We start from the raw sequence: 13,216 nt of genomic DNA, 5'->3' as shown, positions 1-13,216 counted from the left end.
CCAATGAAAGCAGTAACGATAACAGTCATTGCTAACATGACATCAAATTATTCGGAAGGATTGGGGAATATTTCAACGGTGCAAAAGGTAGTTCGTAATCAGCGCAGTTATGCTATCCGAAGCCGAGAAAGTTTAAAGAATGCGCTTATGGTGCAAAGCGGTTGGTATGATGAATTAGCCACCACTGTTGACGGCGCCGTACAAAAGGCTGTATCCGAAGTAAAAAATGCGGCTACCTGCCGCGCTCTCGATGCAGGCTATATGAATACGAATGTTAAGGTAGCCGGTGATAAGGGAAAGGCTACGTATATCCGCAAGAGTTCTTTTTTTCTAACCGATGCCATTTCGGTGGACCCCTTTGCCGATGAAACGCGATTCCATAATAATTTATATTTAGCCACTATCGAAGCCAAACAGCAGGGACTGAATGTACAAAACAGTGCTGATAAGGTAGGTCTTATGCCCTATCAGTATGAATATGATAAATCCTATAAAGTATACAGCTTAACTATCGACTTGGAACAGCTGGGGCGAGATGATAATTTTAATGCCGAGGCTCCTAAAGAAGAAAAAATTGCTCGTATTAATGCGCTGTTAGATGCTGTCCGCGATTTGAATTTAGTTGTCAAAGGTAATCTGGATAATGCGGAACCTATTTTTGTAGTCGGTGGAATCAGCCCGCGTCGTACACACTACTTTGAAAATGTAGTTCATATGAAGAATGGGGCGTTACAGCTTACGGAAGATTTAAAGAATAAATTAGACCAAGGTTTCCATTGCGGGTTCTTAGAAGGTGGCGCATTTACCAATGAAGAAGAGGTTAAAGCAGTATTAAAACCGCAATCGGTAAGTGCCTTCTTTGATAGGGTCAAAGCTGATGTAGCTGCGTACTATGAAGGAAAGTAGGAGGAAATCACAATGAAAGCGGTACGATTGCACGTAACGCAGCCGGTGGCCCACTATCATCGCGGTGAATCCATTGATAACCGCATGACATATCCCTTGCCGCAGCCGTCGACCGTCATCGGGGCGTTACATGCGGCGTGTGGGTATAACTCCTATCATCCTATGGATGTGAGTATCCAAGGAAGATTCGGTTCGTTGCAGAAAGAAATTTTTACGAGCCATTGCTTTTTGAATACAGTTATGGATGACCGTGGCATGTTGGTTAAGGTGCCGAACGGTGAGTTTTTATCCGGACAATATATTCCGGTAGCCAAGGCAAAGAAATCGCAAGGGAATAGCTTCAAGAAGGGAATCACCATTGACGTTCTTAACGAAGAGCTATTGGAAGAATATCGGGCATTGCTGAGAAAAAAGGATGCCTTTGATGAGGAAAAGAAAGGGCGCCTTGCCGATGTATGTAATCCTTTGGAAAAGGAAGCCAAAGAACTACTGGCGGCTGCTAAGAAAGCAGACAAAGAAGAAGCGAAGGCGCTAAAAGAAAAAGCAAAGGCATTAAAAGCAGAAGCAAAAGCGTACAAGGATGAGTTTAAGGATCGCGAAGAGCGCGAATACACGCTACCCATGAGCTGTTATAAGGATTTAACCACCATTCCTCAGTACTATGAAACCTTGTACGAAGTAGAGCTTGTTATTCATGTTCGGGCTGATGAAGACATATTACGCGATATTATGGAACATATAGATAATGTATCATGCATTGGTCGCAGCGAAGATTTTGTTACGATTGAGGATTGTCGGATGGTGGAATTATCCATCAACGAAACTGAAAAAGAGATACAATCACCATACACCATGTATGTATATAGTCCTGATTTTGACGAAATTATAAAGGCAACAGGATATCGTACAAAGTATTATGTATCTAAGGTATATCATCTGGAAGAGAAAACGGGAAAACGTATTTTTTCGAAGGTACCGGTTATACTTACATCATCGCCTTCGGTTGATGTTGAATGTGATGAAGACGGGCGCACGTTTATTGATGTAACAGAAGCGGATACGCCGTTAGTAGTTAATTTTTTATAGCAGTGACAGGTTAATTCGCCGTTATGGCACGTTGATTAATGGCGTGTCATGCGGCGATTTTTTAGTATTGAGGAGTCGGTATGGAGATAACAATAGCAAATAATGTACGCATGGATATTGATGTATTGTTCGAACGGCTATGCGAAGCTATCGCCACGGAAGAATTGTCACACTACTATGCGAAAGGTAAAGGACGTGGCACTCACGATACTACGGCTTGGCAATCATTAAGGAATCACCTGAAAGCAGTGGCAAGTAAAGCTAAGCAATTAATAGAGATTGGCGTACTTCCCGATTATGCAATGGAGATTGTAGCGGGAAACGGACAAACGGTGTACAAGAAACATCCGGCGCTTATCGTTCTTTTGGCATGCTTCTTCCACGACATGGGAAAATGTAATGAACAGTTTCAAGAACGGGTTAAAAGTCAGAAGAAGAAATATTTTAATAGTGAAAAAGAGTTGCCCCACAATTATTTGTCTATTTTTTGTACTCGCCAGGCTATAGACGGAGTGTATGCATTGGAGGATGCGGAGTGGCAGGATTTAGTGTATGCGATAGCGCATCATCATTTTCTCTTTGATGATATGGCTAAACGTATCGATAAGAGTGCCGTTTTAGAAGAGGTTAAAGAAAAGTTTTTACAGAAATTCTGCGCAGGGGCAACAAAAGTAAAAAAGAGAACGCTGCGGGATGGTCTTGATCGTACCAATGTAAAAATCCCCATTGAAATTTGGAATTACCGCGATTATATTACGGGACTACTCATGTTATGTGATTATGCGGCCAGCGGCGATCGAGAGGTAGCCTACGCTAATGAATTTTTGGAAGAGACCATGGAACATGTGGTGACAACATGGCAAGAAAAAAATCCGGACGCCGATTGGAATGACTTACAACGATATTGCAAAGATCATCGCAATGCGAATGTCATGATTACCGGTGAAACAGGCATGGGAAAGACAGAAGGTGCACTTCTGTGGATAGGCAATGAGAAGGGACTATTCTTCTTGCCGTTGCGTACAGCGATTAATGCAATTCATAATCGTGTGGTGGAGTATGTAACGGCATATTATCGCGCCAAAGGCTATGAAGACTATCGGCAACGTGTACACGAGAGTACATCATTACTTCACTCTACCGGCTTATATCACTTGATGAAGACGGAAATCGAGGAGAGCCAAGAGGTAGACATGGCTGCATCGAATGTGTCAGATGTTTTTTATGAACTACTGGAATGGCGGGAACGGGCTAAACAGTTTTCATTGCCGTTAATTATATCTACGGTTGACCAGCTCTTTGACTTTGTATTTCGCTTAAAAGGGTACCAGCGAAAAATGGCAACCGTAGCTATTTCTAAAGTAGTAATTGATGAAATTCAGATGTATGACCCCAGACTGTTGGCCTATTTAATTTACGGTTTGGAGTGTGCCGTGCAATTAGGAGGAAAAGTCGCTATCATAACAGCGACTATGCCACCATTCATTCGCGATTTATTGGTACAGCACATACCCTTTAACGGGGTAGATACCGAACCGGGACGTATTGTTGATGGGCGTAGACAGCTTCATGCACTAGGAAACCCGTCGTTTTTCAAAGCAAAGCCACCGCGCCATTCGGTATGCATACGACCTTGTAAGATTTCGGCCGAGGATATTTTGACTTGTTATCGTCAAAACGAAACGAAGGGTAACAGCAATAAAATTTTAGTTATATGTAATACCATTGCCGATGCACAGCGTATGTATATTGCTTTGCGCCAAGAAGTGGGTGAGGCAGTATCTATTTTTCACAGTCGGTTTACCGGTGTCGATCGAGCTAAAAAAGAAAGCCAGATTATGTCCTTTGGCAGGACGGAGCATAGTGGATCCGGCATTTGGGTAACGACTTCGATTTGTGAAGCCTCGCTAGACATTGACTTTGATGTATTGTTTACGGAGTTATCTTACATAACATCGTTATTGCAGCGATTGGGACGGTGTAATCGGAAAGGCAATAAGCCGATTGATGTATGTAATTGTTATATTTATACGGACATTGAAGATGCCTATTTAACAGAGTCGTACGAGGCAGGCGACAGGAAAAAGGGATTCATCGACCGAGATTTGTATGAAGCGTCAAAGGAAGTATTGTTAACACTCGTGGATGATACGATGGATCCGTGTTCTATCGGAGCGTGTGCGGGTATACCGGTGACGGAAGAAGAAAAATTGGCCTGGATTGAGACGGCGTTCACCATGGATAGGGTGAAGGATAGTCGATTTATGAAGGCATATCGCCAGGAATATAGCGCGATACGAAACGGTGAGCTGGCCATTATTAAGAGTACAAATGATACGCCTGATGCAGTGATGGCGCGCAAGCTGCGGGATATTGATTCTATTGATGTGATTCCCGAAAAGGAAATTCTCTGTCATGACAGCCTTAGTACTGATACATACGCGGCTATGGAGACAGCCAAAGAAGTCCTTAATGATGGCAATGCTTCGGCAGCGGATAAGGAACGAGCACGGCAAACCATTCAGCAGCATACCGTGTCGGTACCAGGAAGTATTCGGTATTCAAGAAAAGATGGCACCTCGGCATTAAGTAAATCATGGTATGAGGTTACACCGTATTGGAAGATTCCCAGAACTACATTATACTATGACAATACCATTGGCCTAATTATGAAGGAGGATATAGCTAATGCTTATAAGGCTATGTTATCGAATGCTGACGATGAAGTAAGCGGAATGGATAATATGCTGTAAGCACAGGGAGGTGAACAGCGATGAGTACATCGAATATACGGGTTACCGGCGTTATGCTTTACTACTATCTGGTATGTCCGCGTAAGCTTTGGTATTTTGCTAACGGCATTACATTGGAGCAAGATAACGAATTGGTACAAATTGGACGTGTTATCGATGAACAAACTTTTGCTAAAGAAGATAAGCATATCGAGATTGACGCAGTGATTAATATTGATTTTATTAAATCCAAGAAGGAGATTCACGAAGTAAAGAAAAGTCGTGCGGTGGAAGAGGCATCTATTTGGCAAATCAAATATTATTTGTATTATTTGAAAGAGCGCGGTGCTACAGGCCTTAGTGGTGTCATTAATTACCCGTTATTAAAAAAGAAAGAATACGTCACATTGACAGCGGATGATGAGCAGGTGCTTGACGATATGCTGGTAGATATTCGGCGTATTGTGACAGACACAAAACCACCGGAGCTGACAACAAAAAAGATTTGTAAAGCCTGCGCATACTATGATTTGTGCTATTTGTAAGAGGTGGGATTATGAAACAGAGCTTTTATATCTATTCGGCAGGGCGTTTGGAACGTAAGGATAATACGGTTCATTTCGTAACGGCAGAAGGTAAGGGGAGATACCTTCCGATTGAAACGATTAGTGATTTATATATCATGGGAGAAGTAGATGTTAACAGTCGGTGTTTAAACTTTCTGGGGGCAGCTAATGTGGCCGTTCATTTTTTTAATTATTATAGCTTTTATACAGGTTCTTTTTATCCGCGAGAAAAACAAGTAGCAGGAAAATTATTGGTTAAACAGGTGGAGCATTACCAAGAAGCAGATAAACGATTGACCTTGGCTAAGGCGTTTGTTCAAGGGGCTATGGACAGTATGTATAGAAATCTACGCTATTACAACAGTCGCGGTAAGGATGTGTCATCTATGATGGGAGAAATAAAAGCGATGGAAAGACCATTGTCGCGGGCCATAACAATTCAAGAGGTTATGGGGTGTGAGGGGATGGCACGTAAAGCGTATTACAGCGCATGGAATACCATCGTAGATCAAGAAATTAATTTTACGAAACGAGAAAAACGGCCGCCGACTACTATGATTAACTCCCTGATATCATACGTTAATATGTTGATTTACACGAAGGCACTAGGCGAAATATATCATACAGCACTAAATCCGACGATTAGCTATTTACATGAGCCGGGAGAGAGACGCTTTTCTTTATGCCTTGATATTACGGAAATATTTAAGCCACTTATCGGTGATCGTTTGATTTTCCGTCTGCTAAACAAGAAGCAGATTACGCAGAAAAGTTTTACGGAGGGACTAAATTACCTGCATCTGAAGCCTGAAGCATCACGGCTGATTGCCGGTGAACTGGAGGAAAGCTTGAAGAAAACTATTATGCATAAGGACTTGGGTCGCCAGGTATCTTATCAATATTTGATGCGGTTGGAATGCTTTAAGTTAACGAAGCATTTTATTGGTGAAAAGAATTACGAGCCCTTTGTTATCTGGTGGTAGTACTGATGTGTGATAGGATAGCGTTAGAGCGATAGGTGTAATATTGGCTATCATCGCAGGAGGTATAATATGTATGTTATTTTAGTGTATGACATTGCTAAGGATGAGAATGGTGCAAAAGCATGGCGGCGGATTTATTCTATTTCTAAACAATATTTACATCATGTGCAAAACTCTGTTTTTGAAGGCGAATTGACAGAGTCAGGCATTGTTAAATTGCGAGCAGAACTAAAACAATGGATTCGCGATGATCTTGATTCTGTGTTGCTTTTTAAGAGCAGTGGGTCCAGATGGCTCAAAAAAGAGGTGTGGGGAAAAGAAGATAAAGCAACATCTAATTTTTTATAGATATGATAGTTTTTCTTCTTCATTGGAAAAAGCATCCTACAGAAAAAAGCATCCTACGATAGCTATGCGGAATCCCTTTATAAGACCAGGATTCTAAGAGTTATTGCAGGGTGCTTTTTATTATAAGATAAAATTTATTTGACTATCTCGTTTTCTTTTCGGTTATTACATCTTTACTGTTTCCCCTTCTAAAGCAGCTTCCGCTTCTTCTTGCTTTACATAGTCGAAGTAGCGTTTGGTTTCGGCAACGATAACGCCGGTTAAACCAAGAAGCGCGATTAGGTTAGGAATTGCCATGAGACCGTTGACGATATCGGCTAATACCCAGATAGCTTCCAATTTAAGGAAGGGACCGCAAGCAATAAGACCGATAAAGATCAACCGATACGGGAGAATAGCTTTTACGCCTAATAGGTATTCGATACAGCGTTCACCATAGTAATTCCAACCGAGGATGGTGGTGAAGGCAAATAGGGAGAGTCCAATCATGAGAAGAAGGCTTCCCATGTTGCCGTATACGGAAACGAACGCTTGCTGTGTCATGGCAGCTCCATTGAATTCGCCGGACCAAGCTCCGGTTACGATAAGCGATAAACCGGTAAGTGTACAGATGATAATAGTATCGATGAAGGTACCTGTCATGGAGATGAGACCTTGTTCGGCAGGCCATTTTGTTTTTGCCGCAGCAGCTACAATAGGTGCACTGCCAAGACCGGATTCATTGGAGAATACACCGCGAGCTACACCGTTGCGAAGCGCCATCATTACCGTGGCACCGAGGAAACCGCCGGTAGCAGCTGTAGGTGTGAACGCACTTTCAATGACGGAAGCAATAGCTGCCGGTAGGGCATCGATATTAAAAATGAGGATGCCTGCAGTAATTATTAAATACAACAGAGCCATAGTCGGTACGAGTTTACCGGCTATACGAGCAATGGACTTTAATCCGCCAAGGGTAATAGCGGCGACCAAGACAGTGAGCACTATACCGGTATATTCCACAGGGATACCGGCTGCCAGCTGAGTAATTTCAACGATGGAGTTTACCTGGGCAAAGGTACCGATGCCAAAGTAGGCACAAAGTACGCCGAATAAAGCGAAGAGCACAGCTAAGGGGCGATACTTTTCTCCGAGTCCTTTTTCAATATAGTACATAGGACCGCCGGCAATATTGCCATTTTTATCAACGCTGCGGTATTTCACGGCTAAGAGACCTTCCGCATACTTGGTGGCCATACCGAAGAAGGCTGCCAGCCACATCCAAAAGAGGGCACCGGGACCACCGGCTTTCAGTGCCGTAGCTACGCCAACGATATTACCGGTGCCGACGGTAGCAGCTAAGGCGGTCATCAGTGATTGAAAGCTGTTCACATCGCCGGACCCATCATTTTTAGAAGTGAAAATTAAGGTAAGGGCACGAGGTAGACGAACAACCTGCAATACACCGAGCCGTACGGTCAGCCAGATACCGGTGCCGACTAATAACATAAGAAGGGGTGGGCCCCATACAAACGAATCAATTTGGTTGAGTATATCTAACATACATACGTCTCCTTTTCTCAGACATTAGGAAATGTGACGGTGTTTTTGGTAATAAAAAAACACCGGAATATGGAATATACTCTGGTGCAAACGAAGTCGTTACTATGGTGGCTTATTACGCCGGGCTGCAGCCTACCGGCATGATAAGGCAACCAATACAAGCAATAAAAGGCAAATGTATCACCACGGGTAATATCTACATTGCCGCGTATTACTTGGTTGTAACAATTTACGATGAGCTCTGTCCTTTGGCCTGAGAGATAAGGGATTGATTCGTAACTGACATTCCAATGATGGTTTATCGTGTTACATCGATCAGTCCCGTGCACCTTCGGCGCCCATTTAAGGGACTCTCCAGAGTTGTGTCCGCATACGGTTCCGCTCTTGTGAGCACCTGAGAGTTTTGCTCCTTCGGTAGGTAATCCTTCTCCCATATGTTTCATCCACGCCATATTGATTTGATGGACCTAATTATAACGAGGTCACTGAAAAAAAGCAAGAGGTTTGCACAAAAAAATCTACATACAAGAGAAGAGTGTATCTTGTATGTAGATTTTCTTAGTCACGTAGTCGTGTCAGCTCAATACATTCCTTGCCGGTAAGCTGCTCAATATCTATGACTAACATGTGCATGGACGGGCCACCGGTGGCGATTTCTTGTTCGCGTCGATCCATGGTAACTAAAGATTCCGGAGCGTAACGATCGGCCAGGATATGAGCTGCCGCCATAAATTCTTCCTTGTCGGTAATGATGCGCACACGTCCGAAGGCAATCGCACTGCGGTACAAGGTGGTAAATTTATGAGGGATAACAAGGTCGCTGTCGATGACGGTGAAGCTGGCTTTGTCATTAGTTGTAAGAGCATCGATTTTATGCCCTGAAAGAGCGGAGTGAAAATAGAGTTTATTATTTTTATAGGCATAGCTGATGGGAACGCCGTAAGGATATCCACCATCGCCAATGACAGAGAGTACACCGGAAGTGTTCTGCTGTAAAATAGCTTCGGTTTCACTCATGGGAAGCTGTTGTTTGTGGCGGCGCATAGAACGGAACATAGACTCATCCTTTCTGTAGAAAATGTATAATCATTGCATGTCGACCAATACCATTATATACTGAGGATAACAAAAAGAGAATGGAGGAAAGGTATAATGAGCGTAGGCAAGACATATATTCTCTGTTGTCCCACATTAAAGCGTGAACTATTGGCCGCTTTAGCTGAGGAGGAAGACAAGGTAACTAATAAAAAGGCAATGGATACTGCAAGTGCTGGTGAGTTAAGTACACCAACGGTAATTTATTTACCTGCCGGATTGCACAGTGATCCTAAGAAACTGCAGCGCTATGTACAAGAGCAGATTGATAAGTTGACCGATGCAATGCGTATCATCGTTTGTCCATCCGGTTGTGGCGGAGGCACTATTGGTTTGCGTGCAACACATGGTGAGCTGATTCTACCGCGCACGCGTGATTGTCTTGATATTCTTCTTAGCGGTAAAAGTCTTACTACGTTGCAACGACCTAAGCACAGTATTTTTTTAACAGCTGATTGGGCTGATTACATGAAGCAGTCTACTCTTGACTTGGATAGTCTCGTGAAGAGTAAAGGCCGTGAAGCGGCGGAAACATTTTTGCGACAGATTTATAAGGACTTCAAGGATTTTTACATTATCGACACGGGTACGTATAACACAAAAGAAGTAGAAGAGTATATCCGTCCGTTGGTGAATGTACTGGATGGGCGGATCCTAAGTGTCAAGGGAACATATGGTGTGTTACGTAAAATTGCACGACAGCAATTTGATGATGACTTCTTGATCGTACCAAAAGGTGGAGAAGTGCCGCCATCATACTATACGATAGATACAGATATCTAAGTACAAGCGAGGAGGTGGGATGTAAATGAAAGATTCTAGATTGTTTATTGATAAGGCAATTTCAGCGGCGGATTCCTATTGGAAGGCATACAGTAAGGTACCGTTTTTAGTTGCTATGGAGAAAGGAACTCTTTCGCAGGATGCGTTTAAAAATTATATAGTGCAGGATAGCTTGTATTTACGAGCCTATTTAAAATGTTTCGGTTACGCAGTGGCGAAGAGCCGAACGCTCCGTGAAATGCAGCTTTTTTATGAAGCCCTCGGTTATGTAAGTGACGGAGAAAATAAAACGAGGTTAGCATATTTAGAAGAGTTTGGACTTAGTGATGCTGATATCGATGAGATGACACTAAAACCGGTGGGTAAGGCATATGCTGAGTTTTTGTTGACTACGGCAAAACAGGGAACAGTAGAGGATATTGTCATGGTCACCATGCCGTGTCTCATGGGCTATTATGATGTGTTTACGACATTGGTAGGGCGGTCGCCACATTTGGCATATGGGTATTACGCGCCAATGGTTGCCGATTATACATTATCACGTTATGCTGCCTATATTGAAAGCTGGCGACAGGAGGTAGAGCGCCTGTGTGCTGGACTTGATAATGAAAGACAAGCGGTACTCATTGATTTGTTTGTTGAGGCCAGTCGGCATGAGTTGGCCTTTTGGAAGATGTTATTGTGATTTCATAAAAAGTAGTAATATCTTAATTTAATAAAATTGGTAGATATTAATAGATACTAACTACCTTGCAGTCTTTTTTACACTGACAATTGTGTGTAATAGACTCTCGTGATATAATAAGTCAACTCCTGGCCATATAAGGCATTAGCGGTGTATATTAAGTGCAGATACATATGTTGTCATTGACAGGAGAGATTTGAGAGAAAGAGTATATGTAAAAGAGAGAGGTGTTATTATGGCACAAAATTTATGGAATCTAGTGACAGAACTAAAATCTGATGCTTATGAATGGGTTGGACTTAGTCATAGGCTGAACAATGAAAGTCCGGTGTGGTCCGGTATTCCCAAAGGCTCCGTTGAACTTGGAAAGCCTTGCTTTGATTGGGATAACGATATTTTGGAATGCCAGATTCAAACGTTTAAGTTCCCCGGACAGTTTGGTACACATATCGACTTTCCCGGACACTTTGTACGCGGTGCAGCATTAGCGGAAGCCTTTGGACCTTATGATATGATATATCCGTTGGTGGTAATCAATGTGGCGGATAAGGTAGCAAAGGATCAAGAGTATGCCGTGACGGTAGAAGATATTAAAGCCTTCGAAGCCGAGCATGGGCAAATTCCGGAAGGTGCTTTCGTAGCATTGCGTACGGATTGGTATAAGCGTTGGCCAAATATGGATTTACTCAGCGGGGTTGATGCGGATGGGGTTGAGCATGCGCCGGGGTGGTCACTGGAGGCACTGCGCTATATTTATGAGGAACGCAATGCTGCCGGTAATGGTCATGAAACACTAGATACCGATGCATCGTATATAGTACGTGAACATGGCGATTTAGTTTGTGAGCGCTATGTATTGTCTAAAGGAAAAATTCAGATAGAGTTACTGGCTAATCTTGATAGGGTAGCACCTACCGGTGCCGTGTTGTTTGCGGCGTGGGCTAATATTGAGGGAGCCAATGGATTACCGGTACGAGCTGTGGCAGTGCAGCCAAAACGCTAGAAAGGAATTAGTAAAAGATGATCAATATTCTGTTCGTCTGCCACGGCAATATCCTGAAAAGTCCCGGAAAAGCCAGTAAAATCAATGGTTTTAGGGAGTGGAAAGGCATTTACTACACCACAACTACACCATTTTTGAAAGAGTCTTGATATGACGCAAAATGAAAATAGCAGATAAATGAGGAAGGGCAGGCATATCAACATGGAAACGCTAACGAAGATATGTGAAGCCCTGGACTGTGAGATAACCGACGTGATCGAGCTTGTCAGAGATGAGAAATCTATATCTGAATAAGGTAAATTCAAGATGAATTAAAGCGATAGTATGTTTCTATGAAGGAAGTGGCTGTCGCTTTTTTCTATTGCTCTAAAGTGTTTTGAAAATATGAGTAAAAACATCAGAAATTTAGGGTTGGTCACGATAGCATATTTCATGGTACGATATAACTAACCAAAAAGCATTTCGCCCTATATCATTCGTTTCATTCATATCTGGTTCAATTCAAATCTTGATGTAAAAGTTCGTGTTACAAGAAAATTCAATGATTAAATTTAGGAGGTGCACGTTATGAAGGTGATTCATGTAAAAAGAAATTTTACTTTCATTGATGATCGAAGCCCCAAATATTTTGTGATTAATGGAAAAGTTAAAGGGAGGATCGGCGCTTTGATTGATAACCAATTTAAAACAGATGAAGCACAGGCCGAAGTTTTTGTAAAGGATTTTTTGGAATCAGAAGTAATATACTCAAGTTAAATGAAGATGGAGAATTTTTTATTGAGTATAAACTCAATACAGCTTGGCTAATTTGTACATGTCTGATGCTGCTCCTTACAATTACGTTCATTGCAATTATGGGGATATCTTCTATTAGGCAAGATATTGCAAATCATTTGATTTATATGATATTGCTTCCGGGAGTATGGGTACTTTATATTGGTATTACATTACTGTTTTTAAGAAATAAGTTATATATCATTACAAAATGGTCATAAATTTCTTCAGTTTGAAATAAGTAATATTGTTATTCCGTTTCATTTTGGATAACCAAATTGGAATTTGAAGGAGGAAATTAAACTATGGATTTAATTGATGTGAGCAAACATTCACAAGAGATAAGAAAACTTTATCATGGATTAGAAAAGCAAATTCATGGCTCTGTTTGGTCAGTTGAGGAAGATGCTTTAGCTTTTTTGACTGATGCGGGATTAGTCGGAAGACTTACGATGGATCATCAGGGGCGTTGGCCTAGTGAAGAAAAAGAGTTGCTTCCTTCGAAAATCGGAGAATGTGTATGGTGGTTAGCGGTTCTTGCAGATCGAATGGGATTGAATTTTGCTGATTGTGTAGAGCAATTTCTTAAAGAACGTTTAGAAACTTTAGACTGAAAAATTCCAGTTTGTGATGGTAGATAATATGGAATGGTTTAATTTTTTTGGGCTGATTTTTATTGCAGTCATTATGATACCCAATGTTGTATTTGCGAT

General features: G+C 42.0%; 14 protein-coding genes and 1 riboswitch. Of the genes, 12 read left to right on the top strand and 2 right to left on the bottom strand.

Features of this window, described 5'->3' with window-relative positions:
• The first annotated feature begins 3 nt into the window (after window positions 1–3).
• The 6 genes from cas7i (at window position 4) to cas2 (ending at window position 6,621) form a co-directional block, all read left to right on the top strand.
• On the top strand, window positions 4–906 hold the full coding sequence (cas7i, locus tag Q5873_RS07155) for a type I-B CRISPR-associated protein Cas7/Cst2/DevR (RefSeq protein WP_288300697.1): 903 nt from the start codon (window positions 4–6) through the stop codon (window positions 904–906).
• Window positions 907–918: 12 nt separating this feature from the next.
• Window positions 919–1,992 carry a CRISPR-associated protein Cas5 gene (gene cas5, locus Q5873_RS07150; protein ID WP_303060125.1) on the top strand — a complete coding sequence of 358 codons (1,074 nt, stop codon included), beginning with the start codon at window positions 919–921 and terminating at the stop codon, window positions 1,990–1,992.
• Between the two features lie 80 nt (window positions 1,993–2,072).
• Window positions 2,073–4,745 carry a CRISPR-associated helicase Cas3' gene (gene cas3 / locus Q5873_RS07145; protein WP_303060123.1) on the top strand — a complete coding sequence of 891 codons (2,673 nt, stop codon included), beginning with the start codon at window positions 2,073–2,075 and terminating at the stop codon, window positions 4,743–4,745.
• 20 nt (window positions 4,746–4,765) lie between these two features.
• Window positions 4,766–5,269 (top strand): CRISPR-associated protein Cas4, encoded by a 504-nt coding sequence (gene cas4 / locus Q5873_RS07140; protein ID WP_303060120.1) that lies wholly within the window; start codon window positions 4,766–4,768, stop codon window positions 5,267–5,269.
• Window positions 5,270–5,280: 11 nt separating this feature from the next.
• Window positions 5,281–6,273, top strand: a complete 993-nt coding sequence (gene cas1b, locus Q5873_RS07135; protein WP_028255580.1) for a type I-B CRISPR-associated endonuclease Cas1b — start codon at window positions 5,281–5,283, stop codon at window positions 6,271–6,273.
• Between the two features lie 69 nt (window positions 6,274–6,342).
• The gene (gene cas2, locus Q5873_RS07130) at window positions 6,343–6,621 is read left to right on the top strand and encodes a CRISPR-associated endonuclease Cas2 (protein WP_028255581.1); all 279 of its coding nucleotides are present in this window, start codon (window positions 6,343–6,345) and stop codon (window positions 6,619–6,621) included.
• Between the two features lie 165 nt (window positions 6,622–6,786).
• Here the strand turns inward: cas2 and Q5873_RS07125 are convergent, their stop codons facing one another.
• Both Q5873_RS07125 and Q5873_RS07120 read right to left on the bottom strand, forming a co-directional pair.
• Entirely contained in the window at window positions 6,787–8,163 is a 1,377-nt protein-coding gene (locus tag Q5873_RS07125) for an alanine/glycine:cation symporter family protein (protein WP_303060117.1), read from the bottom strand.
• A 231-nt stretch (window positions 8,164–8,394) separates the two neighbouring features.
• A riboswitch (glycine riboswitch) is annotated at window positions 8,395–8,531 on the bottom strand.
• Window positions 8,532–8,721: 190 nt separating this feature from the next.
• On the bottom strand, window positions 8,722–9,219 hold the full coding sequence (locus Q5873_RS07120; RefSeq protein WP_303060115.1) for a pyridoxamine 5'-phosphate oxidase family protein: 498 nt from the start codon (window positions 9,217–9,219) through the stop codon (window positions 8,722–8,724).
• A 96-nt stretch (window positions 9,220–9,315) separates the two neighbouring features.
• Between Q5873_RS07120 and Q5873_RS07115 the strand changes: the two genes are divergently transcribed.
• The 6 genes from Q5873_RS07115 (at window position 9,316) to Q5873_RS07090 (ending at window position 13,117) form a co-directional block, all read left to right on the top strand.
• The gene (locus Q5873_RS07115; RefSeq protein ID WP_303060114.1) at window positions 9,316–10,041 is read left to right on the top strand and encodes a DUF1638 domain-containing protein; all 726 of its coding nucleotides are present in this window, start codon (window positions 9,316–9,318) and stop codon (window positions 10,039–10,041) included.
• Window positions 10,042–10,066: 25 nt separating this feature from the next.
• The gene (locus Q5873_RS07110; protein ID WP_303060113.1) at window positions 10,067–10,726 is read left to right on the top strand and encodes a thiaminase II/PqqC family protein; all 660 of its coding nucleotides are present in this window, start codon (window positions 10,067–10,069) and stop codon (window positions 10,724–10,726) included.
• A 235-nt stretch (window positions 10,727–10,961) separates the two neighbouring features.
• A complete protein-coding gene (locus Q5873_RS07105; RefSeq protein ID WP_303060111.1) occupies window positions 10,962–11,729 on the top strand; it encodes a cyclase family protein in 768 nt (255 codons plus the stop codon).
• Window positions 11,730–11,906: 177 nt separating this feature from the next.
• Window positions 11,907–12,023 carry a helix-turn-helix domain-containing protein gene (locus Q5873_RS07100; RefSeq protein WP_303060109.1) on the top strand — a complete coding sequence of 39 codons (117 nt, stop codon included), beginning with the start codon at window positions 11,907–11,909 and terminating at the stop codon, window positions 12,021–12,023.
• A gap of 273 nt (window positions 12,024–12,296) precedes the next feature.
• Window positions 12,297–12,485, top strand: a complete 189-nt coding sequence (locus Q5873_RS07095) for a hypothetical protein (protein WP_303060107.1) — start codon at window positions 12,297–12,299, stop codon at window positions 12,483–12,485.
• Window positions 12,486–12,808: 323 nt separating this feature from the next.
• Window positions 12,809–13,117, top strand: a complete 309-nt coding sequence (locus Q5873_RS07090; protein WP_303060105.1) for a nucleoside triphosphate pyrophosphohydrolase family protein — start codon at window positions 12,809–12,811, stop codon at window positions 13,115–13,117.
• The last annotated feature ends 99 nt before the right edge of the window (window positions 13,118–13,216 follow it).

It is taken from the genome of Veillonella magna (assembly GCF_959600285.1).
In the GTDB taxonomy this organism is placed as follows: Bacteria; Bacillota; Negativicutes; order Veillonellales; family Veillonellaceae; genus Veillonella_A; species Veillonella_A magna.
The sequence above is the reverse complement of the archived record's forward strand: the minus strand, read 5'-3'. Positions and strand labels throughout refer to the sequence as shown.